Genomic DNA, 23,899 nt, shown 5'->3' with positions numbered 1-23,899 from the left:
GACGCGCTGTTCGATGCGATCGGCCGGGTGCTCGCCCGGCGCGGCGGCGCGATCCTCGCCTGATCAATCCTCGGCGATGCGGCTTTCGCGGGCGGTGTCGCGCATCGTCGCATAAGTGACGAGCGAGATGCCGATCATCGCGGTGACGTACCAGTAGAAGCCGCGCTCCCACCCTTCCTGCTTGAACCACAGCGCCACCGATGGCGCGGTGCCGCCGAAGATGGCGTTGGCCAGCGCATAGGGAAGCGCCACGCCGAGCGTTCGGATGTGCGCGGGGAACAGCTCCGCCTTCACCACTGCGTTGATCGCCGTGTAACCGGTCACGATCAGCAGCGCGGCGGTCATCAGCAGGAAGGCCGAACGTCCGTCGCGCACGCCCTCCAGCGCGACGAAGATCGGATAGGTGAACAGCAGGCCGAGTACGCCGAACGCGATCATCAGCGGCTTGCGGCCGATCCGGTCGGACAGCGCGCCGGCGAGCGGCTGGACCAGCATGAACACGAACAGCGCCGCCGCATTCACCTGCGTCGCCGCCGCGTCGGAGAAGCCTGCGGTCTTTTTGAGGAAGGTGATCGGGTAGATGGTATAGGCGTAGAAGGCGAGCGTGCCGCCGGCGGTAAGCAGCAGCACCAGCAGCGCCTCGCGCGGGTGCTGGCGGAACAGCGCGAAGGCGCCCGATGCGGCGTTGCGGTCGCGCCTGGCGAAGCTCTCCGTCTCGGCAAGGCGGCGGCGCAGCCAGTAGACCAGCAGGGCCAGCGCGCCCCCCAGCGCAAAGGGCAGGCGCCAGCCCCAGGCGCGCAGTTCGGGCTCGGCCATCACCGCCTGCAGCGCGATCAGCGCGACGAGCGCGGTCAGCTGGCCCGAGATCAGTGTGACATATTGGAAGCTGGAGAAGAAGCCGCGGTGCCGGCGGCCGGCCATCTCCGAAAGATAGGTGGCGCTGGCGCCATATTCGCCGCCCAGCGACAGGCCCTGGAGCAGTCTTGCCACGACCAGTGCCGCCGTCGCCCAGCCGCCGATCGTGGCATAGCCCGGCGTCAGGGCGATGATCAGCGAGCCCGCGCACATCAGGGTCACCGACAGGCTCAGCCCGGCCTTGCGCCCGTGACGGTCGCCATAGACGCCCATCAGCCAGCCGCCGATCGGCCGCATGAAGAAGCCGATGGCGAAGACGATCCAGGCGTTCAGATCCTGCGCGGTACCCGGCGCGAAGAAGTGCGGCGCGAGATAGCTGGCAAGCGCCGCATAGGCATACCAGTCATACCATTCGACCAGATTGCCGGCCGATCCGCCGAGGATCGAGCGCAGTCGCGTGCCGCGGTCCAGCGCGGGTTCGGAAGCAGGGGCCATGGCCCCGTCTATAGCAGAGCGCCGCCCGCCGGAAAGGCACGTGCAGGGGGATCGTTCCCCTCGGCGGGCGACGTCGATCGCGCGAGGCCGGGGCTCAGCGCGCGATTCCGATCACCGCGGTCGCGGTGTACCCCGCATCGACGCTGCCGCTCATCGTCGGCGTCTGCTGGGCGATCTGCGCGGCGCTGTTGTCGCCGAAGACGTTGTCCCGCGCGATCGAGACGCCGCCCAGATTGGACAGGCTGGTACTGTAACCGCTCGCGCTGCCATACACCGCGCTGCACACGGCAGCGGGCATCGCCAGCTGGGAAATCAGCGTGGCATAGCGCCCGCTGGTCGCGGTCGCGAGGCTGGAGAAGACCTCGAAATGGATATGGGGCCAGCGGCCCGCATAACAGCCCGGAAAGATGGTGGTGAAGCTGACCCGGCCGTTCGCATCGGTGACGCCCACGCCGCGCAGATAGCTTTCGTTCGGCAGGTCGTAGAGCGAATACTTCCCGTCGCGGTCGCAATGCCAGATATAGATCGCATAGCCCGCGAGCGGTGCGCAGCCGGTGTTCACATCGACCACCGTCAGGGTGAGGGTGAGTTGAACGCCGGCTGCTACCGTAGCAGCACTGCCGATGAAGCTCGGCCGGATGTCGCTGCGAACCACATTGGTGGCAAGCAGCGCGTTCGAGGTCAGTCCCGACGAACTGTTGGTCCCGTCCGCGGGGTAGGGCCCGTTCGTCTCGGTAGGATCGACCACGCAGCCGCCGCTTGTCGTCGCCGTGGCGGCGGGAGTCGGGCTGGGCGTGGGGGTGCTGCTCGGCGTCGGGGTCGGGGTGGCGCTTGCCGTGCCGGCAGCGGCGCTTGTCGCGCTCGATCCGCCGTCGCAGGCGGCAAGAAGTGCGGCAGTGCCGGCGCCGGTGAACCAGCGCAGCGCATGGCGGCGGTCGGCAAGGGCGGACATCGCCCGCAGGTCCTGGATCAGGCCGTGATCGTGGTCGTTGGATTCGTGCAAGGCTGCCCTCCTGTGATGAAGCCAGGATGAAGCGGCCGTGTCACACGCCGATGTCGGCGCGTGGCAGAACATTGCGTCAGGTTGCGAGCGGCACCCGCACCCGTACCCGCCCGCCGGTGCGATCGGGGTGGTTCTCCAGCATCACCTCTCCGCCGTGCAACTCCGCGATCGAGCGCACGATCGCGAGGCCGAGGCCGGTGCCGCCGGTCGCGCGGTTGCGCGAGCTTTCGCCGCGGACGAAGGGGGCGAACAGCCGGTCCGCATGGGTCAGGTCGAAGCCGGGGCCCGCATCGTCGACCAGGATCTCGCCATGGCCGGCTTCCACGGTCCAGTGGATCTCGGCGCTGCGGCCATAGCGGATCGCATTCTCCACCAGGTTGCCGAACAGCCGGCGCAGCGCCGGGGCATCGCCGGTCACGACCATGCGGGGCCCTGCCTCCACCGTGACCGGCTGGCCCGCCGCGGCAAGGTCGTCCGCCAGGCTTTCGATGACGCTGCCGAGGTCGAGCCGCACCATCTCGCCATGCGCACGGTCGTCGCGGGTGAAGCGCAGCGTCGCCGCCAGCATGGCGCGCATCTCGTCGATATCCGCCACCGCACGGTCGCGCGCGGACTCGGGCAACTGCTCGATCCAGAAGGCGAGGCGAGAGAGAGGCGTTCCGAGATCATGCGCCATCGCGCCCAGCATCACGGTGCGATTCTCGGCCTGCTGCAGGATGCGGGTCTGCATCGCCTCCATCGCCTTGCCGAGCTCGCGTATCTCGCGCGGGCCCTGGAGCGGAATGGCTTCCGGCGCACCCAGCCGCGCACGCTTCGCTGCTTCGGCCAGTCGGCGGATCGGTCGCGAGATGCGGCGGGCGGCCGCCCATGCGAGCAGCGACAGGATCACCAGCGTCAGCAGCATCGACTGGAGGATCGCCACGCGCCAGCGAGCCAGCGCCGGCGCCCGGCGCACCGAGGCGACCAGCCAGCCCCGGTCGGTCCGCCGCCCGATGCTGAAGCTGCCATGGATGTCCTGATCGGGGTCGCGCACCGGCCATTCATAATAGCCGCGGACCTGATCGGCGGGGGCGGGGATCAGCGCGGCGATCGCCCGGTCGCGCTCGGCCGAGGCACGCTCGTCCCCGCGGCCGAAGCGATCGTCGGCGGCGAAGGCGAGCGTCAGGCGCTGACCCTGCGGCCCGCTCGGCGCGCGGCCGGTGCGCAGCGCCTCCGCCACGCGGGCGATCGGCACCGGGCTGAACCCGGGGGGAGGACCGCGAAACACCACCGCGAACTGCACCAGCATCACCACCGCCGCCGAGGTGATGGCGAAGACCATCATCGGCACCACGATGGAAACCGGCCGGCGGATCACTTTGCCGTGACTTCGGCGACGAACATATAGCCTTCGTTGCGGATGGTGCGGATCAGCTCGTCGGCGCCGGCGCGCGCCAGCTTCTTGCGCAGGCGGCTCATCTGCACGTCGATCGCGCGATCGAAATGCTCGGCATGGGTGCCGCGCGAATAGTCGAGCAGCGCGTCGCGGGTGAGTACCCGGCGCGGGCGCTCCACCAGGGCGAGCAGCAGGCGAAACTCCCCGTCCGAAAGGTTGATCAGCACGTTTTCCGGATCGTAGAGTTGCCGCCCGACGGAATCGAGCCGCCAGCCCGCAAAGCGCAGGAAGCTGCGCTCCGGCACGGCGGTGGCGGCCGGCGCGGAGGCGAAGCGCCGCAGGACCGATCGGATGCGGGCAAGCAGTTCGCGCGGGTTGGCCGGTTTCGCGACATAATCGTCCGCGCCCATTTCCAGCCCGACGATGCGGTCGATGTCCTCGCTCAACACCGAATGGAAGATCACCGCCGGCCCCGCCTTCCGGTCCATCGTCCGCAGGATCGACAGGCCGTCCTCGCCCGGCATCATCAGGTCGAGCACGACGAGCGCATAGCTGTTGGCGGCCAGCGCAGCGCGCATCGTCGTCGCGTCCTCGGCGGTGTCGACGACATAGCCGTGCTGCGTCAGGAATGCGGCGGTGAGCTCGCGGATTCCGGGATCGTCATCGACAATCAGAAGGCGGGTTTCGAAATCCACGGCGTGGGCTAGCTGCATCATGAAGTGGGTATTGAGCGCCGAATCTATCCGGCAGGTTGCAACCCTGCAATCTGGTGTAATCTGATCGGGCGTGGCTTTCGCGCAACATCGGCGTCGTGCGGCCGGCGATGCACGCTTTTGCTTGAAGAATCGTCTGGGCGCTGATAGGAGGCCCGTTCGACGCCGCAACTATGGTTTCGGCGGCCCTTTGCTATTGAGTTTGATCGGAGCTGTACGACTTTATGCAAATCATCGTTCGCGACAACAACGTCGACCAGGCGCTGCGGGCGCTCAAGAAGAAGCTGCAGCGTGAAGGCGTCTATCGCGAGATGAAGCTGCGCCGTCACTACGAGAAGCCCAGCGAGAAGCGCGCTCGCGAGCGTGCGGCGGCCGTCCGTCGTGCCCGCAAGCTGGAGCGCAAGCGCATGGAGCGCGACAGCGCCCGTTAAGGCCTGCCCGGCGCGCGCCAGCGGTGCGCGCCGCATTCTCTTTTCTTTCATAACGGGGATGCGAGTCCCCGCCGGAGTCCGATCATGTCGGTTACCGCCGTTCCGCTCCAGCCCGTCAAGGGCAGCTACAAGCTCTGGATCTGGTTGGGGGTGCTGGCGGCGGCCGCCATTGCGCTCGCCCTGGCCTGGGGCGGCACCCGTGCGCCGGTTTCGTCGCACCTCGACGCAGACGGGTTCATGGCCTGGCACAAGAACCAGCCTGGCATCCAGACCACCCCGTCGGGCCTTCAGTATCAGGTGATCGAAGCCGGCAGCGGCGCGACCCCGGCCGAACAGGACGGCGTCGTCCTCGAGATCCGCGGCACGCTGCGAGACGGCAAGGAATTCCAGCCGAAGACGCCGATGCGCTTCCAGATCGGCCAGCCGATGATCCCGGGTTTCACCGAGGGCGTGAAGCTGATGAAGAAGGGCTCGCGCTACCGCTTCTGGCTCCCGCCGAAGCTCGGCTACGGCGCAGAGGGCGGCCAGCAGAACGAGCTGTCCGACCAGGTGCTGATCTTCGACGTGACCATGCAAGAGCTGGTGCCGGCCGCTGCCATCCGTCAGATGATGCAGATGCAGCAGCAGGGCGCCGGCGAACCCGCCGGCCAGTAAGCAGCTTCCGAGCAGCATTTTCGAAAAGCCCGCGAGCGATCCTCGCGGGCTTTTTCGTGCGCCTCAGCCGCCGGTGGCGAGGAAACGTCGCTCGGCACCGTCCAGGCAGAGCGCGGTCAGGCACCCGGTCGCGCTGGCGCCGGTATCGATGGCGATGCGATTCGCATGGATTTCCGGCGCGCCGACGACGGTATGGCCGTGGACCACCAGCACGCCGTGATCGGCGGTGCTGCGCAGGAAGGGCAGGCGGATCCAGCGCAGGTCCTGCGGATCCTGCGCGTCGATCGGCACGCCGGGCCGGATCCCGGCATGGACGAACAGCACGTCGCCCACCCGGTGCGCACCGGGCAGGGCGCGCAGGAGCGCCTGGTGGGCCGGCGGAATGGCGGCGCGGAGGCGGTCGGCCGCGCGGTCCGGTTCGGCAAGCAGTGCGATGGGATCGAGGCCGTAGCTGGCCGCACATTCCTCGCCCCCGAAATGCAGCCAGGATTCCAGATGCCACATGTCGCCCTCGAGCAAGGTGACCAGCATGGCTTCGTGGTTGCCGCCCAGGATCGTGAGGCTGGGGTCCACGGCCCGCCGCGCCAGCACCAGATCGAGTACCCCGCGCGAATCGGGGCCGCGATCGATCAGGTCGCCCAGCAGGACCAGATGTTCGCACGGCCGCGGATCGGCGGCACGCTCCGCATCGATGCGGGCGAAGAGCATTTCCAGCAGATCGCGCCGGCCATGGACATCGCCGATCGCATAGGCGCGCGTGTCCGCCGGCAGCGCATAGACGGGCGGGTCGGCCCGCCGGAAGAGCGCACGCAACACGGCCTAGCCGGCGAGGCGCAGGCCGCCGGTGACGGTTTCCGGTGCAGGCTGGTCCGGCCAGATGCCGCGCGTGTCGTACACCAGCTTGCCCGAGCGCTCGTCGAGCGGGACCGACTTGAACAGGTCGTGATCGACCAGCACGAGGAAGATCGGGCAGCTTTCGATCGCGCTGTCGATGTCGGTCAGCGTCGCGCCCGTCGCAGCCAGTGCAGGGGGCAGCGCCTGCGCATAGGGCTCGACGATGCGGACGCGGGCGCCGTGGCGTTCGGCGATCGCCTGCGCGACCTTGAGCGCCGGGCTCTCCCGGAAATCGTCGATATTCGCCTTGAAGGCCAGGCCCAGGCACGCGATCGGCGCAGCCGGCAGCCGGGCGATCAGCGCCTCCGCGCGCGCGATCGTATGCGCGACCTTGCCGTCATTCACCTCGCGCGCCGTGCGAATCAGCGGGCTCTGCTCGGGGTTGGAGTGGACGAGGAACCAGGGGTCGACCGCGATGCAGTGGCCGCCCACGCCCGGGCCGGGCGAGAGGATGTTGACGCGCGGATGGCGGTTGGCGAGGCGGATCACCTCCCACACATCCACCCCCATGCCCTCGGCCAGGATCGAAAGCTCGTTTGCGAAGGCGATGTTCACGTCGCGAAAGGCGTTTTCGGTCAGCTTGGTCATCTCCGCCGCGCGGGCGGTGGTGGTGACGCAGGCACCGCGCACGAAGCGGCGGTAGAAATGCAGCGCCTTGCGGGCGCAGCGCGGGGTGATGCCGCCGATCACCCGGTCGTTCTCGATCAGCTCGACGAGGATGCGGCCTGGCAGCACGCGCTCCGGGCAATAGGCGATGGCGATATCCGCGCTGCCGCTGCTGTGGCCCGGTACCTTCAGATCCGGGCGCAGCTGCGACAGCAGTTCCGCCACCTTCTCGGTGGTGCCGACGGGGGAGGTCGATTCGAGGATCACCACGTTGCCGGCCTTCAGCACCGTCGCGATCGTCGTGGCGGCTTGCAGGACATAGCCGATGTCCGGCGCATGGTTGGCGCCGAAGGGGGTGGGCACTGCGATGACGAACACGTCCGCCGGCTCGATCGCCAGCGAGGCGCGGAGATTGCCGCGGGCGACCACGCCGGAGACGAGGCCGTCCAGATCGATCTCCTCGATATGGACGCGGCCGGAGTTCACCGTCTCGACGACATGCGCATCGACATCGATGCCGAGCACCTGCGCGCCGGTGCGGGCGATCACCGCCGCCGTGGGCAGGCCGATATAGCCGAGGCCGAGCACCGCAACCTTCGGCTCCGTCGTCACAAGCATCGCAAACTCCGCGCGAATTCAGGAGCGGCGACCCTGGCAGACAGGCGTTAAAATATCGGAAGACGGCTCAACCGGGATCGAAGCCGGCGCGAATGATGTCGGCGATGCGGGTCGCGGCATGGCCGTCGCCGAACGGATTGTGCGCGCGCGCCATCGCCGCATAGGCGTCCCCGTCATCCAGCAGGCGGCCGACCTCGCGCACGATACGCTCCGCATCGGTGCCGACCAGCCGCGCGGTGCCGGCGGCGATGCCCTCGGGCCGCTCCGTCGTCTCGCGCATCACCAGCACCGGCTTGCCGAGCGCGGGCGCCTCTTCCTGCACGCCGCCCGAATCGCTCAGCACCAGATGGGCGAGCCCGAGCGCGCGGATGAAGTGCGGATAGTCGAGCGGGTCGATGCGGGCGATGTTCGGCTGGTCGCCCAGGGCCGCATCCATGACGCTCACCACATTGGGATTGGGATGCACCGGAAACAGGATCGCCACATCGGGCCGCGCGGCGATCCGGCGCAGCGCGTCGGCGATGGCGCTCATGCCGCCGCCGAAATTCTCGCGACGATGGGTGGTGACCAGCACGATCCGCTTGCCGGCAAAGCGGTGGGCGATCGAATCCAGCCCCGCGGCCAGCGAAGGGTCCGCGGCGATGCGCTCGCGCGTGGCGAGCAGCGCGTCGATCACCGTGTTGCCGGTTACGTGGATGCTGGCAGGCGGGATGTTCTCCGCGCGCAGCGCCTCCGCCGCGGTGTCGGTCGGCGCGAAATGCTGGTCGGCGATGGGGGCGACGATGCGACGGTTCACCTCCTCCGGCCAGGGCTGGTAGATATCGCCGGAGCGCAGCCCCGCCTCGACATGGCTGATGGGGATCTTGCGGTAATAGGCCGCCAGCGCGCCGACCATCGCGGTGGCGGTGTCGCCCTGCACGATCACCCGGTCCGGTCGCGCTGAATCCAGGGCGCTACCGATGCCGGTCAGCAGGCGGGCGGTCAGCGCATCGAGCGACTGGCCGGGAGTCATCAGGTCGAGATCGATGTCGGGCGTCAGTCCCGCGATCGCCAGCACCTGGTCCAGCAGGCCGCGATGCTGCGCAGTAACGCAGGTTGTGACTGCCAGTCCCGGTGTCGAGGAGAGCGCCCGAACCACAGGAAAAAGCTTGATAGCTTCGGGTCGTGTGCCGAAGACGACGAACAGCTTTTTGCGGATCTGTGTCATGACCTTCGCATAGCCCGATCCTCCTCACCGAACCATTACCTTGGCAGCGCGTTTGCCACATGCCCGGTGTGACGCTATGCCGCACTGCACCAGTTTTCTACGTCACGAGGGGGGTTATGACGATCAAGCCGCTGCGTAAGGCCGTGTTCCCGGTTGCGGGACTCGGCACCCGGTTCCTGCCCGCCACCAAGGCGATGCCGAAGGAGATGCTCCCGGTCGTCGACCGCCCGCTGATCCAGTACGCGGTCGACGAGGCGGTGGAAGCCGGCATCGAGCAGATGATCTTCGTCACCGGTCGCGGCAAGTCCGCGCTCGAGGACCATTTCGATATCGCCTATGAGCTGGAAGCGACCATGGCCGCGCGCGGCAAGTCGCTCGACGTGCTGGACGGCACCCGGCTGAAGCCCGGCAACATCGCCTATGTCCGCCAGCAGGAGCCGATGGGCCTGGGCCACGCCGTGTGGTGCGCGCGCGACATCGTCGGCGACGAGCCGTTCGCGGTGCTGCTGCCGGACGACTTCATGTTCGGCCAGCCGGGCTGCCTGAAGCAGATGGTCGACGCCTATAACAAGGTCGGCGGCAACCTGATCTGCGCCGAGGAAGTGCCGGACGACCAGACCCACCGCTACGGCATCATCACGCCGGGGACGCAGGACGGTGTGCTGACGGAAGTGAAGGGCCTGGTCGAGAAGCCGGCGCCCGGCACCGCGCCGTCGAACCTGTCGGTCATCGGTCGCTACATCCTGCAGCCCGAGGTGATGCGCATCCTGGAAAATCAGGGCAAGGGCGCCGGCGGCGAGATCCAGCTGACCGACGCGATGCAGCGCATGATCGGCGATCAGCCGTTCCACGGGGTGACCTTCCAGGGCACCCGCTATGACTGCGGTGACAAGGCCGGCTTCATCCAGGCCAATCTGGCGGTCGCGCTGTCGCGGCCGGATCTGGAGCCGGCCGTTCGCGCCTTCGCGGTGAAGGCGCTCGGCTGAGGCGATGGAGCGATGCGCCGGGCTGCCGGCGCATCGCCTCAGGCGCGGGCGATATTGGCGCCGGTCACCCCTGCCTTGCCGCAGGCGTTGCGCGTGTCGATCACCAGCTTCGCCGAGGCCGCCAGCGCGGCATAGTCCACCGCGTCGTGATCGGTCGCAATCAGCACCGCGTCGTATCCGGCGATCGTGGCTTCGTCCCAAGCGATGCCGTGGCGGAAGTTGAGCGTCGGATGTTCGCGCGTGCCGTTGATCTGGGCGACGTGCGGATCGTGGAAATCGGCGGTCGCGCCGCGCGCCTCGATCATCTCCATCAGGCGGAGCGACGGGCTTTCGCGGATGTCGTCGACATTCTTCTTGTAGGCGACCCCCAGCACCAGCACCCGCGCGCCGCGCAGGCCCCGGCCGAAGCGGGCATCCAGCGTATCCGCCAGCACGCGGATCACATGCTGCGGCATATCGGCATTGATCTGGCCGGCCAGCTCGATGAAGCGGGTATGCTGGTTATACTCCCGCGCCTTCCAGGTGAGGTAGAAGGGGTCGATCGGGATGCAGTGCCCGCCCAGGCCCGGGCCGGGATAGAAGGGCATGAAGCCGAACGGCTTGGACTTGGCCGCGTCGATCACTTCCCACACGTCGATGTCCATCGCGGTGAAGATCAGCTTGAGCTCGTTGACCAGCGCGATGTTGACCGCGCGGAACACGTTCTCGGTGATCTTCACGGCTTCGGCCGTCGCCGCGGACGAGACCTGGATCGCCTGGGGCACGATGTGGCGATAGAGCGCCATCGCCAGCCCCGCCGACGCCGGATCGTCGGCACCGACGACCTTGGGGATCTTGGTGGTGGAGAAGGTCGGGTTGCCGGGATCCTCGCGCTCGGGCGAATAGGCGAGGAAGAAGTCGCGTCCGGCGACCAGCCCCTCTTCCTCCAGGATCGGCTGCATCACCTCGCGGGTGGTGCCGGGATAGGTGGTCGATTCGAGGATCACCAGCTGGCCCTTGCGCAAGCTCCGCGCGATCGCGCGGGTGGTGTGCTCGACATATTTCAGATCGGGTTCGAGATGGCGGGTCAGCGGCGTCGGCACGCAGATCAGCAGCACGTCCACTTCGCCCAGCCGGTCGAGATCGGCGGTCGCGGTGATGCGCTGCTCGGCGACCAGCGGGGCGATGCGGTCGCCCGGAATATGCTTGATATAGCTCTCGCCCTGGTTGAGCGCGACGACCTTCTCGGGATCGAGATCGAAGCCGAGGACGGAGCATCCCGCCTCGCCGAAGGCCACTGCCAGCGGCAGGCCGACATAGCCCATGCCGATCACGCCGATCGTCGCCGTGCGGCTTTCAATCCGGGCTTGCAGCGTCAGTCCGTGCGCCGGCCATTCAAAGGTCATCAGGTCCGCTCCATTCGGGAGCGGCCCTTCTGCATCAGCGCCGGTTTCAGCTTTGATAATGCTCCAGATACCAGCGCACGAACTTGGCCACCCCCTCTTCCGGCGTGGTGGAGGGGGCATAGCCGGTGAGGCGGCGGAGCAGGTCCGACGAAGCCTCCGTAGCGGGCACGTCGCCGGCCTGCATCGGCAGGAAGTTCTTGATCGCGGTGCGACCCAGCGCCTTCTCCGCCGCGCCGATATAGTCCATCAGCGGCGTCGGGCGGCCGGCGCCGATATTGACGATGCGGAAGGGCGCGGCGGGCGACAGGCTGTCGCCTTCCACCGGCACATCCCCCGGCACGGCATCGACCAGGCGCACGATCGATTCGGCGAGATCGTCGATGAAGGTGAAGTCCCGCACCATCTCGCCATTATTGTACACGTCGATCGGCTCGCCGGCGAGGATCGCGCGGGTGAACTTGAACAGCGCCATGTCCGGCCGGCCCCAGGGGCCGTAGACCGTGAAGAAGCGGAAGAAGGTCATCGGCGTGCGGAAGAGGTGCGCATAGCTGTGGCCCATCAGCTCGGTCGCGCCCTTGGTGGCGGCGTAGAGGCTCATCGGCGTGGCGGTGCGCTGGGTCTCGCCGAACGGCATGTCGGTATTGGCGCCGTAGACCGAGCTGGTGGACGCCGCGAGGAAGTGGCGCACCGGGTGGTGGCGGGCGAGTTCCAGCAGGTTGAACGTGCCGATCACGTTGGCGCCGATATAGCTGGCCGGCTGCTCGATGCTGAACCGGACGCCTGCCTGGGCGGCGAGGTGGATCACCACGTCCGGCTTGAACGCGGTCCAGGCCGCGCCGAGCGCCGACTGGTCCTCGATCGAGAGCCGCGCCACCCGGAAGTTCGGGTGATTCGACAGCATGTCGTTGCGCGCTTCCTTGAGCGCGACGTCATAGTAATCCGAGAAATTGTCCACGCCGAGCACGGTGGCCCCCGCCTGGAGCAGGCGGCTTGCGGTGTGGAAGCCGATGAACCCGGCCGATCCGGTGACGAGCACGCGCGGGGCTTGGACGGTCGGTTCGGGCATGATGGTTCCTGTCGGTTGCTGGCGAAGGCTTCCTAGTCCGGCGCTCCTTACCGGAGCGTTCCCGCGCCGCAAGCCGGGCAGCCGGGGTCCTTGGGCAGCTGGAGCGTCCGGAAGCGCAGGGCCAGCGCGTCGACCAGCAGGAGTTTGCCCGCACTATCGTCGCCAAAGGGGGTGATGGCACGGATCACCTCCAGCGCAGCGAGGCTGCCGAGTATGCCGGTCAGCGCGCCCAGCACGCCCTGTTCGGAGCAGCTGACGCCCTCCCGCTCGGGATCCTGGCCGACGAAGCAGCGATAGCAGGGCTTGTCCGCCTCCCAGCCGCGGAAGGTGCCGAGCTGGCCCTCGAACTCGGCGACGGCGGAAGAGACGAGCGGCACGCGCGCGACGAGCGCGGCATCGGCGACCGCGAGGCGGGTGGCGAAATTGTCGGTGCCGTCCAGTACGACATCGTGCCCAGCGATCAGCGCGGGAGCGTCTGCGGCGGCGAGGCGGCGGGCCTCTACCCGCACGGCCACGTTCGGATTGATCGCGGCCACCCGCGCGGCAGCGGTTTCCGCCTTGCCCGCGCCGATATCGGCGGTGGCGAACAGCACCTGGCGCTGGAGGTTGGAGCGATCGACCGCGTCGTCGTCGACGATCGTCAGCGCCCCGACGCCCGCTGCCGCCAGATACTGGATCGCCGGGGCGCCGATTCCGCCCGCGCCGATCACGAGCACCCGTGCGGCCTTCAGCTTCGCCTGGCCGGCGCCGCCCACCTCGCGCAGGATGATGTGGCGGGCATAGCGTTCCAGCTCCTCGTCGGAAAGCGTCATTTCGGCCAGGTGAAGGTGACGGTCGCGCGGTACCATTGGTCGGACGTCGCCATGCGGGGCAGCAGGTTGCCGCGGGCGGCGCCCGCCACCATTGCGGCGGCATATTGTTCTACCGACGCGCACTGGATTGCGCGCGGCACGGTGGTGCGGATATTGTCCTGCGCATCGACCAGCACGGCCACGTCGACGCTAAGCGTCAGCCCCGGCCCGATCGCCAGCGGGCATTTGCGGGCCACCACTTCGTTCGCGACGAAGGCAAGCATGTCCGGCGTGATCTGCGGTTCGCTGCGATAGGGCAGCGGTGCGAGCGACGGCCAGTCGATCACGCGCGGCGGGCTCGCCTGCAGCGCGAGCCAAAGGGCTAGGCTTGCGATCATCGGCCGGTGGAGCCGAAGCCGCCCGAACCCCGCGTGGTTTCGTCCAGGTGCGGCACCTCGTCCAGGTCGGCGCGCTGCACGGGGGCGGGTACGAGCTGGGCGATCCGGTCGCCGCGGGCGATGACGAAGTCCTCGCTGCCGAGATTGGCGAGGATCACCTTCACTTCGCCGCGATAGTCGCTGTCGATCGTGCCGGGCGTGTTGAGGCAGGTGATGCCGTGCTTGAGCGCCAAGCCGGAGCGCGGGCGCACCTGCACCTCATAGCCGGCGGGGATCGCCATGGCGAAGCCGGTGGCGACGGCGTGGCGCGCGCCGGGCGCGAGCGTCAGCGCCTCGGCGGCAACGACATCCATGCCCGCGGCGCCCTCCGTGGCGTAACGGGGGAGGGGCAGGTTCTCGCCATGGGGCAGGCGCTGGATCGCGATGCGGATCGGCGGCAGCAAGGTCAGCCTTTCGTGGGAAGTGTCGCCGCCAGCCGGGTGGTGGCCGCCAACACTTCGGGATCGTTGAGCAAATCATGTCCCCGGCCGGGGATGATCCGCAGATCGGTAGCGATGCCGCGCAGCGCAAGGGCCTCGGCATAGGCGCGTGACAGCGGGGGCGGCGTGATCTTGTCGTCGGCGCCGACCAGCACCGCCGCGCGCAGGCTGGGCATGACCCCGCCCGCGGTCTTCAGCGGATCGAGGCTCGCCACCGGCGTCGCCCAGGCGGCGCCGTGCCGCTGCTTCTGCATGCCCTTGCGCCATTCGGGCAGCGCACAGGGGCAGCCGACCAGCACCATCGCATCGACCAGATCGGGGCGCATGCCGGCGATGTCGGCGGCGATCGCCGCCCCACCCGAATCGCCGACCAGGATCAGCCGCGCCGTCGCGAAACGGCGGCGAAGGATGCCGATCGACTGGGCGATCGCGTCGATCCGCTCCTGCGTATAGTCGTCGCCATAGCCCAGACCCTGCTGTCCGGGAGAGCGGTTGCCGGCGGCGTCGCCATAGCCCGGGCGCAGCAGCGCAACGGCGGCGCTGTCGGGGATGCTCCGGGTGGCCGCCTCGGCGAAGCGATAATGGTCGCTGCGGCTCTCGGGCCCGCCATCGCCGTGCAGGACGACGACCAGCGTGCGGACGCCGGCAGTCGCTGCCGGGCCGAAATTGCGGGCGTGCAGGTTCAGCGCGGGCTCGGACCTGGTCGCGCTGCGCGGCGCGACGGTGGACGTCGTGGCACAACCGGCGAGCAGCGCGAGCGTGGCGAGGCTGGCGATCGACCTAGAGCGCATCGGCGATCCGATCGGCGAGACGGCGCGCGACATCGGCCTTGGACGCGCGCTCCCAGGAATCGACGCCGGAGGCGGAGACGAGATGGACGGCATTGGCTTCACCCCCCATCACATCGCCCGAAACATCGTTGGCGACAATCCAGTCGGCGCTCTTGCGCGTTCGTTTCGCGACGGCATGTTCGATCACCCGCTCGGTCTCCGCCGCAAAGCCCACCACGAGCCGCGGCCGGCGCGGACTCTGCGCCAGTCCGGCGAGGATATCAGGATTCTGTGTCAGATGCAGGATGGGGGCGGCATCGCCCTTTTTGAGCTTCTGGTCGGCCGCCTCGACATGCCAGTCGGCCACCGCGGCGACCATCACGGCGGCGTCGGCGGGCAGAGCGGCGTCGACGGCGGCCGCCATCGCGCGCGCGGTCTCCACGTCGATGCGCGTGACGCCGGGTGGCGTGGGCAGCGTGACCGGTCCGGCGACCAGCGTCACCCGCGCACCGAGCGCGGCAAGGGCGCCGGCGATGGCGAAGCCCTGCTTCCCCGAAGAGCGGTTCGCGATATAGCGCACCGGATCGATCGGCTCGTGCGTCGGCCCGGCGGTGACGAGGATGTGCTTGCCGGCGAGCCGCTGCTCCACCGGCGAGAGCGCCTGCTGGATCGCCGCCAGGATCGCCTCCGGCTCGGGCAGGCGACCGGGGCCATACTCGCCGCAGGCCATCGCGCCCTCGTCGGGTTCCAGCACCGTCACCCCGTCAGCGCGAAGCTGGGCCACGTTGCGACGGGTGGCGGCATGGGTCCACATCCGCACGTTCATCGCGGGTGCCGCGAGCACCGGCTTGTCGGTGGCGAGCAGCAGCGTGGTCGCCAGGTCGCTGGCGATGCCGCCGGCCATGCGCGCGAGCAGATCCGCGGTGGCGGGCGCGACGACGACCAGATCGGCCTGGCGGCTGAGCTGGATATGGCCCATCTCCGCCTCGTCCTTCAGATCCCACAAGGTGGTATAGACCTGGTTCTCGGACAGCGCCGCCAGTGTCATGGGCGTCACGAAATGCGCGCCCCCCTCGGTCAGCACGCAAGTGACGCCGATCCCGGCCTTGCGGCACAGGCGGACGAGTTCGCACGCCTTGTAGGCGGCGATGCCGCCGCCGACGATGAGCAGGATGCGCTTCATGGCGTCACCGTTGTAACCGTGATCCGCCGCCTGTCGAGCGCACGGTGCCACAGGTCCGACAGCGCATCGGGCACGAACACCAGCCCGACCAGCGCGGCGGGGGCGACCATCAGCGCCCAGTAGAAATTGTCGAGCCGCGCGAACAGCGACATCGCGGTGCCATAGGCGATCAGCAGCGCGAACATCCGCAGGCCGAGCGCATCGTTCCAGCTCGCCCAGCCGACCAGCGCGAGCCCGACGAGCAGCGCACCCAGCACGATTGGCAGCGCCTGGAGCGCGGTGGCGGTGGCGAGTGCGCGGATGAAGAAGCCGGGGCCGTTGAACGCCGCCCAGCCGGCAGACTGCGGATCGAGCGGGCCGGTGACGCCGGCCACAGCATGGGCATGCAAGCCCAGCACGCCGGCGAACAGCAGCAGCGCGATACCCCAGCCCAGCGCCTCGCCGCGCCGCTCCTCGCGCCAGGCGAAGAAAAGCATCACGATCGCATAGAGCGCCGCCGTCTCCCGGATCAGCATCGCGGCGAGCCCCAGCGCGATCGCTTCCAGCGCGCGGCCGGGCCTGCGCAGCGCCAGCGAGAGCGCGACCAGCAACCCGGCCCAGACTTCGTGGAACAGCACCAGCCCCGGCTGGAAAAAGGCGAGCATCGAGGTGGCGATCAGCAGCACCAGCACCGCACGGGGGAACAGGCCGGTCAGTGCGGCGCCCACCCGCGATGCCCAGGCGACCGCGGTCAGCGCCGCCAGCGCCAGCAGCAGGGCGACGCTCGTCCAGCCCGGCAGCAGTGCCTCCAGCGCTGCCAGCGCGGGCAGCCGCATCGTCAGGAAGGGGTGCAGCGGGTAGCCACCCGCCCGCATCGCGTCGCTCGCCGCGACATAATAGGGGTCGCCGCCCTTCATGCTCGCGACCACGCGCTCGTACAGGCCGAGATCGGTCATCCGATCGGCTGTGCGGGCGGCGACATCGCCGTCGCCGGTCAGCGCGGGCACCGCAAGGGCCGTCAGCGACGCCAGAACCAACAGCAGCACCGCCACCCAGGCCAGCCGCGCGCGGCCCCGCGTAAGGGCAGCGAAGCGGCTCGGTTGCAGGGTCCAGACGCGGCGCGTGCGCGCGGTCATTTCAGCAGCAGCGTTCCGGCCACGCCGGCCAGTGCGGCAACGATGCTGACCAGCGCATAGCGCCAGCCGCCACCGACGCGCACCACCTGGATCTCGCGCAGGGGCGGCTCGGGCGGGGCACCGCCAGGGGCGGGGAAGCGACGCTCGATGTTGCGCACCAGCTCGGGCAGGCGGGCGAGCGTGCGGAGGTCCTCGATCAGGCGATCGGCGACCTTGGCTTCCGGCCCCAGCTCGGTACGGATCCATTCGCGCACGAACGGCGCCGAGACTTCCCACAGGTTGATGTCCGGATCGAGCCCGCGCGCGACGCCTTCCACCATCACCATCGTCTTCTGGAGCAGCAGCAGGTGCGGCTGCGTCATCATGTCGAAGTCGCGGGTGATCGAGAACAGGCCGTCGAGCATGCCGCCGATCGACATCTCCTTCACCGGCAGCCCGCGCATCGGCTCGCCTACCGCACGCAGCGCCGTCGCGAACTCGGCGACATTGTGGTGGGCGGGGACATAGCCGGCCTCGAAATGGATCTCGGCCACGCGCTTATAGTCGCCGGTGATCAGGCCGTAGAGGATCTCGGCCAGCCACACCCGGGCGCGGCGATCGATGCGGCCCATGATGCCGAAGTCGATCGCGGCGATGCGGCCGTCGGGCAGGGCGAACAGATTGCCCTGGTGCATGTCCGCATGGAAGAAGCCCTCGGCGATCGCCTGGCGGAGAAAGGCCTTGATCAGCTTGCCGGCCAGGCCCGGCATGTCGTGCCCGGCGCGGACCAGCGCGTCGCGGTCGCTCAGCTTGATGCCGTCGATCCACTCCAGCGTCAGCACCTTGCCGGTGGTGCGCTGCCAGTCGATCTGGGGGACCATGAAGTCCGGTTCGGCGGTCATGCCCTCGGCGAGTTCGGAGGCCGAGGCGGCCTCGCGGCGGAAATCGAGTTCGCGCGCGGTCCAGCGCTTGAAGCTCTCGATCACCAGGCGCGGGCGCAGGCGGCGGGCCTCGCCGCCATAGGCCTCGAGCTGGGCGGCGGCCCATTCATAGGTGTCGATCGCGCGGGCGAAATCGCTCTCGATGCCCGGGCGCAGCACCTTCACCGCAACGCGGCGGCCGTCGGTGGTCACCGCGCGGTGGACCTGCGCGATCGAGGCGGCGCCGATCGGGCGCTCTTCCACTTCCGCGAACAGCGCCGAGAGCGGGCGGCCATAGCTGGTCTCGATCCGTTCGCGGATGATGTCGAAGGGGACGGGGGGCAGCGCGTCCTGCAGGCGGAGCAGGTCGTGCGCGGCTTCCTCGCCGACGAGATCGGGGCGCGTCGCGAGCGTCTGGCCGAGCTTGATCGCGGCGGGGCCGATCGCCTGGAAGGCATCGGCATAGGAAGGTACTGCCGGTAAACGCGCACCAATTCGCAGCACGCGCACGAAGCGGCGTACGGGTCGCGGCGTGTTGGCGTCGCGCTCGATGCCGCGCAGTGCGCCGTGGCGGGCGAGAATACGGCCCCATTTGAATAGGCGCCAGAGATGAACGGCGGGCGCGGTCATAGCTCTAGCCCCTCCTCCTTGGAGGAGGGGATGGGGGTGGAGGGATTCCGGAACGCCTCTTGGTCTCGGTGAGACACAGCCCCACCCCAAACCCCTCCCCTGAAGGGGAGGGGCTTACGTGCGCGCACCATCAAATCTTCCAGCCGCTGTGGATCGCGACCAGCCCGCCGAGCAGCGGCTCGACCTTGGTCTGCTGGAAACCCGCCTCGGCGATCATTCGCTCGAAGCTCGGCATGTCGGGGAAGCGGCGGATCGATTCGATCAGGTAGCGATAGCTGTCCTCGTCCTGCGCGAGCAGCTTGCCGAGCTTGGGCACCAGCTTGTGCGAATAGGCGTCGTAGATTTCGGCGAAGCCCGGCCACTGGGTGGTCGAGAACTCCAGCACGAAGAAGCGGCCGCCGCGCTTGAGCACGCGGTGCGCCTCGCGGAGCGCCTTGGGGATATCGGTCACGTTCCGGATGCCGAACGCGATCGTATAGGCATCGAAGAAGCGATCGGGGAATTGCAGCGTCTCGGCGTTCGCTTCGGTCCACACCAGCCCGTCGATGCCGCGCTGGGCGGCGCGCTCGACGCCGACGGCGAGCATTTCCGGATTGATGTCGGCCACGGTGATCGCGGCGCCGCTCTCGGCCATGCGGAAGGCGATGTCGCCGGTGCCGCCGGCCATGTCGAGGATATGCTCGCCGGCGCGCGGCTTCACCCGGCGGACGAAGCGGTCCTTCCACAGCCGGTGCATGCCGCCCGACATGGCGTCGTTCATCAGGTCGTATTTGCGGGCGACATTCGAGAACACCTCGCCGACGCGGCGGGTCTTGTCCTCGGGGGCGACGTCTTCGTAACCGAAGGAGACGGTATCGGGCATGGGGGTGCCTTAGCGATACGCGACGGCCAAACCAAGGGGGCTGAGGGGCAGGTGACATCGCCGCCCGTAATCCCTAGCTACAGGGCAGATGCCCGAGCTTCCCGAAGTAGAAACCACCGTCCGCGGCCTCGCCCCCGTGCTGGAGGGGCAGCGGATCGAACGCGTGCTGCTGAATCGCGCCGATCTGCGGCGGCCGTTTCCGGTCGATCTCGGCCAGCGGCTCACGGGTGCGACCGTCACCGGCCTGTCCCGCCGCGCGAAATACGGCCTGGTGCACACGGACCAGGACGACACGCTGGTCTTCCACCTCGGCATGTCCGGGCGCTGGCGGATCGATCCGTCGGACCTCGGCAAGCACGACCATGTCGTGATCGAGACGGCGCGCCACCGGCTGGCGCTCAACGACCCCCGCCGTTTCGGCTCGATGGATCTGGTGCCGACCGCCGGGCTGGCCGACTGGCCCGCGTTCAGGGCGCTGGGGCCGGAGCCGCTGGGCCCGGAGTTCAACGCTGCGCACCTTGTAGAAGCGTTCGCCGATCGAATCGCGCCGGTGAAGGCGCTGCTGCTCGACCAGCGAATCGTCGCCGGCCTCGGCAATATATATGTGTGCGAGGCGCTGTTCCTGGCCGGCATCGCGCCAACCAAACCGGCGGGCTCGATCGGCAGGGCCAGGCTCGAGAAGCTCGTCGCGGCGATCCGCGAGGTGCTGGAGGCGGCGATTCGCGCCGGCGGCTCCACCCTGCGCGATTATGCCCGGCCGGACGGCGAGCTCGGTTACTTCGCCAAGGAGTGGCGCGTCTATGGGCGGGAAGGGGAGCCCTGTGCTTGCGGCCACCTCGTGCAACGGCGCGTGGATTCGGGGCGTTCGACCTTCTATTGTGGCAAATGCCAGCGCTGAAAAGGTTGACCCGAATCGCTGGAGCCGGTAAGGGGCCCATCTTTCCGGCGTGGGCTCGCTTCCGCGCCTCACCCATTTCGAGCAGGAACAAGACCGAATGGCGAATACGCCGCAAGCGAAGAAGCGCATCCGTCGCAACGACCGCCGCGCCGAGATCAACGGTGCACGCGTCGGCCGCATCCGTACCTTCGTCAAGAAGGTCGAAGCTGCGCTGACCGCCGGCGACAAGGCCGCTGCCACCGAAGCGCTCGCCGCTGCGCAGCCGGAAATCGCACGTGGCGTCGCCAAGGGCGTGCTCCACAAGAACACTGCGGCGCGCAAGTTCTCGCGCCTCAACAAGCGTCTCCAGGCGCTCGCCTAACACCATCACCGAACGGTAATCAAAAGCCCTGCCGGACCCGTCCGGCGGGGCTTTTTGCGCATCTGCGCTGCAACAATTGGTTAACAAACCTGCCTGCGAAGCGAATCGCGCGAATCCACGAGTCGTGCCGATTCGGACGGCGTGCCCACCGCTTCATCACGGTTAAAAGACTGAAATAGTTCGCCAATTTATCCGCCTCCGCAGAATTCCTAGGGTTCGCGCTGTCAACAAAACTATTTCAGAAAGTTTACATGGCAGGCCCTTGCTCGACTCAGTTCGAGCTTCCTACAACGACACTCCCGGCCACGATGCTGGCCGGGAACAGCGAGCACATCGCGCGTCTCCGGGGGCATGACCGGCTGCGATGAGCCTCACATTGATATTGGTTTTTGCACGCGGGAATCGTGGTTCCCGCGAAGGAAGGGTGCGTCGTAGTGACTCAGGTTCAACCGCTGGATCGTGAGGAAGGCCAGGACGTCGCGAAGGCTTGGGCGCATGTGCGCACCAACCTGCGCCGCTCGGCCGGCCAGCGGCTGTTCGACCAGTGGCTGAAGCCGGTGGTCCTGATCGACGGCAGCGATTCGCATGCCGTGCGCCTGGGCCTGCCGTCTCCGTTCCTCACCCAGTGGGTGAAGAATCACTATGCCGAGCGCCTGCTGCTCGAATTCCGTGCCGTGCTGCCGGGCGTCCGCAGCGTGACGCTGGAGACGATGCAGGATTCGGAGCAGCGCGTGCTCAGCGCCGAGCCGGCGCCCGCGCCGGTGGCGGCCCCCCGCACCGAGTCGGTCGTCGAGCCGGCCGAGCGCCCGACCTTCGATCCGCGCTTCACCTTCGATCGCTTCGTGGTGAGCGGCACGAATCGCGTCGCCTTCAATGCCGCGCGTACCGTCGCGCAGCCGGGCGTGCCGATGTTCAGCCCGCTATACCTCCACGCGGGTACCGGCCAGGGCAAGACGCACCTGATGCACGCGATCGGCCACGCCTTCCTCGAGGCGAATCCGGGCGCGACCGCGATCTATTCGACCGGCGAACGATTCATGTTCGAGTTCGTGCAGGCGCTGCGCAACAAGGACACGCTGGCGTTCAAGAAGCGCCTCCGCTCGGTCGACCTGCTGATGATCGACGATCTTCAGTTCATCGGCGGCAAGGACGCGACCCAGGAAGAGTTCTTCCACACGGTCAACGAGTTCATGAGCGCCGGCAAGCGGCTGGTGATCGCCGCCGACCGTGCGCCCCAGGCGCTGGAAGGCTTCGAGCCGCGCCTGGTCGGCCGTCTCGGCGCGGGTCTGGTTGCGGACATCAAGCCCGCCGAGCTGGATCTTCGCCGCGCGATCGTCGAGCGCAAGCTGAAGGACATGCCCGCCGTCGACATGCCGGCGGAGGTGGCCGACCTGCTGGCTGCGCGAATCACCACCAACGTCCGCGAGCTGGAAGGCGCGCTCAATCGCCTGGTCGCCTATGCCAGCCTGTCGAACGAAGCGATCACCATCGACTTCGCGACCAGCGTGCTCGGCGAGGTGCTGCGCACCAGCCAGCGCCGCATCACCATCGACGAGATCCAGCGTGCGGTCTCGGCCCATTTCGAGGTGAAGCAGCTCGACCTGATCTCGGCCCGCCGCGCGGTCGCGATCGCCCGCCCGCGCCAGATCGCCATGTATCTGGCCAAGCGCCTCACCACCCGCTCGCTGCCCGAGATCGGCCGCAAGTTCGGCAACCGCGATCACTCGACGGTGATCCATGCGGTGAAGCGGATCGAGGATCTGCGCGCCAAGGACGTCGAGATCGACGGCGCGGTCCGCGCGCTGATGCGCACCCTGGAGGGGTGAGCCTGCTGATTCGTCCGGCCGCCCCCCAGGATGGCGGGGCGCTCTGGGCGATCCTGGAGCCGGTGATCCGCGCCGGCGAAACCTACGCGCTGGATCGCGACATGACGCGCGAGGCGGCCCTGGCCTATTGGCTGGGCGCCGACCGCGCGACCTTTGTCGCCGAGGTCGAGGGCCGCATCCTCGGCAGCTATTATCTGCGTGCGAATCAGGCCGGCGGCGGCGCTCATGTCGCCAATTGCGGCTATGCGACGCACGAAGCCGCGCGGGGGCGGGGCATCGCGCGCGCCATGGCCGAACACAGCTTCGCCGAAGCGCGGACCCGGGGCTTTCGCGCGATGCAGTTCAATTTCGTGGTGAGCAGCAATGCGATCGCCTTGCGGCTGTGGCACGCACTCGGGTTCGACACGGTCGGGCGGCTGCCGGAGGCGTTCGATCATCCCGCGCTGGGGCCGGTCGACGCGGTGGTGCTTTATCGGCGCCTGTGAGCGGCGCGCGTGCCGAATCGATACGAATCTGAAACGAAAATCATTTTTCTGCAACTAGTTGCCTGATTGCGGCGACATGGCATGCTGCCCCTTCAACGCATAGCAGAAGAGGTTCGCCATGTTCCGCCTACCCCCCGTTGCCGCTGCAATCGCCTTGCTCGCCACGCCCGCCCTTGCCGCCGCGCCGTGCAAGGATGCCAAGGGCAAGTTCGTCAAATGCCCTGCGGCGGCCGCTGTCACCAAGGACGCCAAGGGCAAGTGCCGGGTCGCCAGCGGGCCGAAGAAGGGGCAGTTCACCGCCTGCACGTGAGGGTGTCCGCGACGGCGTCGCTCCGGCGGGTGCCGTCGCGCTTCCCCTAAGGGCTGGCGGCCAAATAGCGCCTCCGGGCGTTGCACCTCCCGAATTGGGAGAGTGGCGATGACCGACGGCGACGAACAATGGATGCGGATGGCGATCGAGGTGGCGCGATCGAAGGGATCGGATCCCTCCACCTCGCCGCTGGGCTGCGTCATCGTCCTCGACGGCAAGGTCATCGCGGCCGAGCGCAACCAGACCCAGGAACTGCCCGACGCCACCGCCCATGCCGAGATGATGGCGATCCGCCGGGCCTGCGAGGGCATCGGGGAACTAGAGCTCCGCGGTGCGACACTCTACTCGACGCTGCAGCCTTGCGGAATGTGCACCATGGCCTCGATCTGGTCGAAGGTCGGGCGGGTCGTGTTCGGCGCCGGCCGGGACGATGTCCACGCCATGTATTTCGAGGCGCGGCACGTCGACACGCTGGGCTTCATCGCGGATGCGTACCGCGACGACATCGTCATCGAAGGCGGCTGCCTGAAGGCGGAATGCGCAGCGCTCTATTATCCGCCCGGTGCCGATCTGCCGGTGGAGGAACAGGCCAATCTCTGACGGG

Annotated in this window: 26 protein-coding genes; 9 read left to right on the top strand and 17 right to left on the bottom strand. The window is 68.4% G+C overall.

Annotated elements, in window-relative coordinates; translation table 11 throughout:
- Positions 1–63: 63 nt before the first annotated feature.
- The 4 genes from KK7_RS0114625 to KK7_RS0114610 form a co-directional block, all read right to left on the bottom strand.
- Positions 64–1,350: an MFS transporter gene (locus KK7_RS0114625; protein ID WP_010545392.1), complete on the bottom strand. Its 1,287-nt coding sequence runs from the start codon at positions 1,348–1,350 to the stop codon at positions 64–66.
- A gap of 94 nt (positions 1,351–1,444) precedes the next feature.
- Positions 1,445–2,353: a dioxygenase family protein gene (locus KK7_RS0114620; RefSeq protein ID WP_010545391.1), complete on the bottom strand. Its 909-nt coding sequence runs from the start codon at positions 2,351–2,353 to the stop codon at positions 1,445–1,447.
- Between the two features lie 76 nt (positions 2,354–2,429).
- The gene (locus tag KK7_RS0114615; protein ID WP_040598712.1) at positions 2,430–3,677 is read right to left on the bottom strand and encodes a sensor histidine kinase; all 1,248 of its coding nucleotides are present in this window, start codon (positions 3,675–3,677) and stop codon (positions 2,430–2,432) included.
- Positions 3,678–3,706: 29 nt separating this feature from the next.
- Entirely contained in the window at positions 3,707–4,444 is a 738-nt protein-coding gene (locus tag KK7_RS0114610) for a response regulator (protein ID WP_010545389.1), read from the bottom strand.
- 221 nt (positions 4,445–4,665) lie between these two features.
- Here KK7_RS0114610 and rpsU point away from each other — a divergent pair, with 221 nt between their 5' ends.
- Positions 4,666–4,872 (top strand): 30S ribosomal protein S21, encoded by a 207-nt coding sequence (rpsU, locus tag KK7_RS0114605; protein ID WP_010545388.1) that lies wholly within the window; start codon positions 4,666–4,668, stop codon positions 4,870–4,872.
- Positions 4,873–4,956: 84 nt separating this feature from the next.
- Positions 4,957–5,526, top strand: a complete 570-nt coding sequence (locus tag KK7_RS0114600) for an FKBP-type peptidyl-prolyl cis-trans isomerase (RefSeq protein ID WP_010545387.1) — start codon at positions 4,957–4,959, stop codon at positions 5,524–5,526.
- A gap of 63 nt (positions 5,527–5,589) precedes the next feature.
- Here KK7_RS0114600 and KK7_RS0114595 read toward each other — a convergent pair whose 3' ends face one another.
- The 3 genes from KK7_RS0114595 to wecB form a co-directional block, all read right to left on the bottom strand.
- Positions 5,590–6,342 carry a metallophosphoesterase family protein gene (locus tag KK7_RS0114595; RefSeq protein WP_029623307.1) on the bottom strand — a complete coding sequence of 251 codons (753 nt, stop codon included), beginning with the start codon at positions 6,340–6,342 and terminating at the stop codon, positions 5,590–5,592.
- A 3-nt stretch (positions 6,343–6,345) separates the two neighbouring features.
- Positions 6,346–7,644: a UDP-N-acetyl-D-mannosamine dehydrogenase gene (gene wecC, locus KK7_RS0114590; protein WP_010545385.1), complete on the bottom strand. Its 1,299-nt coding sequence runs from the start codon at positions 7,642–7,644 to the stop codon at positions 6,346–6,348.
- 67 nt (positions 7,645–7,711) lie between these two features.
- The gene (gene wecB / locus KK7_RS0114585; protein WP_010545384.1) at positions 7,712–8,851 is read right to left on the bottom strand and encodes a non-hydrolyzing UDP-N-acetylglucosamine 2-epimerase; all 1,140 of its coding nucleotides are present in this window, start codon (positions 8,849–8,851) and stop codon (positions 7,712–7,714) included.
- Positions 8,852–8,967: 116 nt separating this feature from the next.
- Here wecB and galU point away from each other — a divergent pair, with 116 nt between their 5' ends.
- Positions 8,968–9,837, top strand: coding sequence for a UTP--glucose-1-phosphate uridylyltransferase GalU (gene galU / locus KK7_RS0114580; RefSeq protein ID WP_010545383.1), 870 nt, complete (start codon positions 8,968–8,970; stop codon positions 9,835–9,837).
- Positions 9,838–9,875: 38 nt separating this feature from the next.
- Here the strand turns inward: galU and KK7_RS0114575 are convergent, their stop codons facing one another.
- The 10 genes from KK7_RS0114575 to ubiE form a co-directional block, all read right to left on the bottom strand.
- Complete coding sequence (locus KK7_RS0114575; RefSeq protein ID WP_010545382.1) at positions 9,876–11,222, bottom strand: nucleotide sugar dehydrogenase; 1,347 nt, start codon at positions 11,220–11,222, stop codon at positions 9,876–9,878.
- Between the two features lie 46 nt (positions 11,223–11,268).
- A complete protein-coding gene (locus KK7_RS0114570; RefSeq protein ID WP_010545381.1) occupies positions 11,269–12,288 on the bottom strand; it encodes an NAD-dependent epimerase/dehydratase family protein in 1,020 nt (339 codons plus the stop codon).
- A gap of 47 nt (positions 12,289–12,335) precedes the next feature.
- Positions 12,336–13,100: a HesA/MoeB/ThiF family protein gene (locus tag KK7_RS0114565; RefSeq protein ID WP_010545380.1), complete on the bottom strand. Its 765-nt coding sequence runs from the start codon at positions 13,098–13,100 to the stop codon at positions 12,336–12,338.
- A complete protein-coding gene (locus tag KK7_RS0114560) occupies positions 13,097–13,477 on the bottom strand; it encodes a hypothetical protein (RefSeq protein WP_010545379.1) in 381 nt (126 codons plus the stop codon). The genes KK7_RS0114565 and KK7_RS0114560 overlap by 4 nt, the downstream gene beginning before the upstream one ends.
- Positions 13,474–13,920: a dUTP diphosphatase gene (gene dut, locus KK7_RS0114555; protein ID WP_010545378.1), complete on the bottom strand. Its 447-nt coding sequence runs from the start codon at positions 13,918–13,920 to the stop codon at positions 13,474–13,476. Before dut ends, KK7_RS0114560 begins: the two co-directional genes overlap by 4 nt.
- Before the next feature lie 2 nt (positions 13,921–13,922).
- Complete coding sequence (locus KK7_RS20805; protein ID WP_237709226.1) at positions 13,923–14,747, bottom strand: alpha/beta hydrolase; 825 nt, start codon at positions 14,745–14,747, stop codon at positions 13,923–13,925.
- The gene (coaBC, locus tag KK7_RS0114545) at positions 14,737–15,909 is read right to left on the bottom strand and encodes a bifunctional phosphopantothenoylcysteine decarboxylase/phosphopantothenate--cysteine ligase CoaBC (RefSeq protein ID WP_010545376.1); all 1,173 of its coding nucleotides are present in this window, start codon (positions 15,907–15,909) and stop codon (positions 14,737–14,739) included. The genes KK7_RS20805 and coaBC overlap by 11 nt, the downstream gene beginning before the upstream one ends.
- Positions 15,906–17,024 carry a hypothetical protein gene (locus tag KK7_RS0114540; RefSeq protein ID WP_010545375.1) on the bottom strand — a complete coding sequence of 373 codons (1,119 nt, stop codon included), beginning with the start codon at positions 17,022–17,024 and terminating at the stop codon, positions 15,906–15,908. Before KK7_RS0114540 ends, coaBC begins: the two co-directional genes overlap by 4 nt.
- Complete coding sequence (gene ubiB, locus KK7_RS0114535) at positions 17,021–18,553, bottom strand: 2-polyprenylphenol 6-hydroxylase (protein ID WP_010545374.1); 1,533 nt, start codon at positions 18,551–18,553, stop codon at positions 17,021–17,023. The genes KK7_RS0114540 and ubiB overlap by 4 nt, the downstream gene beginning before the upstream one ends.
- 130 nt (positions 18,554–18,683) lie before the next feature.
- Positions 18,684–19,415 (bottom strand): bifunctional demethylmenaquinone methyltransferase/2-methoxy-6-polyprenyl-1,4-benzoquinol methylase UbiE, encoded by a 732-nt coding sequence (gene ubiE / locus KK7_RS0114530; RefSeq protein ID WP_010545373.1) that lies wholly within the window; start codon positions 19,413–19,415, stop codon positions 18,684–18,686.
- 88 nt (positions 19,416–19,503) lie between these two features.
- Between ubiE and mutM the strand changes: the two genes are divergently transcribed.
- The 6 genes from mutM (at position 19,504) to KK7_RS0114495 (ending at position 23,895) form a co-directional block, all read left to right on the top strand.
- Positions 19,504–20,313: a bifunctional DNA-formamidopyrimidine glycosylase/DNA-(apurinic or apyrimidinic site) lyase gene (gene mutM / locus KK7_RS0114525; protein ID WP_010545372.1), complete on the top strand. Its 810-nt coding sequence runs from the start codon at positions 19,504–19,506 to the stop codon at positions 20,311–20,313.
- A 97-nt stretch (positions 20,314–20,410) separates the two neighbouring features.
- Positions 20,411–20,674 carry a 30S ribosomal protein S20 gene (gene rpsT / locus KK7_RS0114520; protein ID WP_010545371.1) on the top strand — a complete coding sequence of 88 codons (264 nt, stop codon included), beginning with the start codon at positions 20,411–20,413 and terminating at the stop codon, positions 20,672–20,674.
- 434 nt (positions 20,675–21,108) lie between these two features.
- A complete protein-coding gene (gene dnaA, locus KK7_RS0114515) occupies positions 21,109–22,500 on the top strand; it encodes a chromosomal replication initiator protein DnaA (RefSeq protein ID WP_010545370.1) in 1,392 nt (463 codons plus the stop codon).
- Entirely contained in the window at positions 22,497–22,985 is a 489-nt protein-coding gene (locus tag KK7_RS0114510; RefSeq protein ID WP_010545369.1) for a GNAT family N-acetyltransferase, read from the top strand. The genes dnaA and KK7_RS0114510 overlap by 4 nt, the downstream gene beginning before the upstream one ends.
- Before the next feature lie 118 nt (positions 22,986–23,103).
- Positions 23,104–23,295, top strand: a complete 192-nt coding sequence (locus tag KK7_RS20800; protein WP_010545368.1) for a hypothetical protein — start codon at positions 23,104–23,106, stop codon at positions 23,293–23,295.
- Positions 23,296–23,403: 108 nt separating this feature from the next.
- On the top strand, positions 23,404–23,895 hold the full coding sequence (locus KK7_RS0114495) for a nucleoside deaminase (RefSeq protein WP_010545367.1): 492 nt from the start codon (positions 23,404–23,406) through the stop codon (positions 23,893–23,895).
- Positions 23,896–23,899: the final 4 nt, after the last annotated feature.

Source organism: Sphingomonas elodea ATCC 31461 (assembly GCF_000226955.1).
In the GTDB taxonomy this organism is placed as follows: Bacteria; Pseudomonadota; Alphaproteobacteria; order Sphingomonadales; family Sphingomonadaceae; genus Sphingomonas; species Sphingomonas elodea.
The sequence above is the reverse complement of the archived record's forward strand: the minus strand, read 5'-3'. Positions and strand labels throughout refer to the sequence as shown.

Coding starts and splice junctions, on each gene's coding strand:
- KK7_RS0114565 (WP_010545380.1), bottom strand. CDS start 13,100: ATGACGCTTTCCGACGAGGAGCTGGAACGCTATGCCCGCCACATCATC.
- mutM (WP_010545372.1), top strand. CDS start 19,504: ATGCCCGAGCTTCCCGAAGTAGAAACCACCGTCCGCGGCCTCGCCCCC.
- KK7_RS0114575 (WP_010545382.1), bottom strand. CDS start 11,222: ATGACCTTTGAATGGCCGGCGCACGGACTGACGCTGCAAGCCCGGATT.
- KK7_RS0114570 (WP_010545381.1), bottom strand. CDS start 12,288: ATGCCCGAACCGACCGTCCAAGCCCCGCGCGTGCTCGTCACCGGATCG.
- KK7_RS20800 (WP_010545368.1), top strand. CDS start 23,104: ATGTTCCGCCTACCCCCCGTTGCCGCTGCAATCGCCTTGCTCGCCACG.
- KK7_RS0114540 (WP_010545375.1), bottom strand. CDS start 17,024: ATGACCGCGCGCACGCGCCGCGTCTGGACCCTGCAACCGAGCCGCTTC.
- KK7_RS0114600 (WP_010545387.1), top strand. CDS start 4,957: ATGTCGGTTACCGCCGTTCCGCTCCAGCCCGTCAAGGGCAGCTACAAG.
- ubiE (WP_010545373.1), bottom strand. CDS start 19,415: ATGCCCGATACCGTCTCCTTCGGTTACGAAGACGTCGCCCCCGAGGAC.
- KK7_RS0114560 (WP_010545379.1), bottom strand. CDS start 13,477: ATGATCGCAAGCCTAGCCCTTTGGCTCGCGCTGCAGGCGAGCCCGCCG.
- KK7_RS0114610 (WP_010545389.1), bottom strand. CDS start 4,444: ATGATGCAGCTAGCCCACGCCGTGGATTTCGAAACCCGCCTTCTGATT.
- KK7_RS0114625 (WP_010545392.1), bottom strand. CDS start 1,350: ATGGCCCCTGCTTCCGAACCCGCGCTGGACCGCGGCACGCGACTGCGC.
- ubiB (WP_010545374.1), bottom strand. CDS start 18,553: ATGACCGCGCCCGCCGTTCATCTCTGGCGCCTATTCAAATGGGGCCGT.
- coaBC (WP_010545376.1), bottom strand. CDS start 15,909: ATGAAGCGCATCCTGCTCATCGTCGGCGGCGGCATCGCCGCCTACAAG.
- KK7_RS0114615 (WP_040598712.1), bottom strand. CDS start 3,677: ATGATGGTCTTCGCCATCACCTCGGCGGCGGTGGTGATGCTGGTGCAG.
- wecC (WP_010545385.1), bottom strand. CDS start 7,644: ATGCTTGTGACGACGGAGCCGAAGGTTGCGGTGCTCGGCCTCGGCTAT.
- rpsT (WP_010545371.1), top strand. CDS start 20,411: ATGGCGAATACGCCGCAAGCGAAGAAGCGCATCCGTCGCAACGACCGC.
- KK7_RS20805 (WP_237709226.1), bottom strand. CDS start 14,747: ATGCGCTCTAGGTCGATCGCCAGCCTCGCCACGCTCGCGCTGCTCGCC.
- KK7_RS0114495 (WP_010545367.1), top strand. CDS start 23,404: ATGACCGACGGCGACGAACAATGGATGCGGATGGCGATCGAGGTGGCG.
- wecB (WP_010545384.1), bottom strand. CDS start 8,851: ATGACACAGATCCGCAAAAAGCTGTTCGTCGTCTTCGGCACACGACCC.
- galU (WP_010545383.1), top strand. CDS start 8,968: ATGACGATCAAGCCGCTGCGTAAGGCCGTGTTCCCGGTTGCGGGACTC.
- rpsU (WP_010545388.1), top strand. CDS start 4,666: ATGCAAATCATCGTTCGCGACAACAACGTCGACCAGGCGCTGCGGGCG.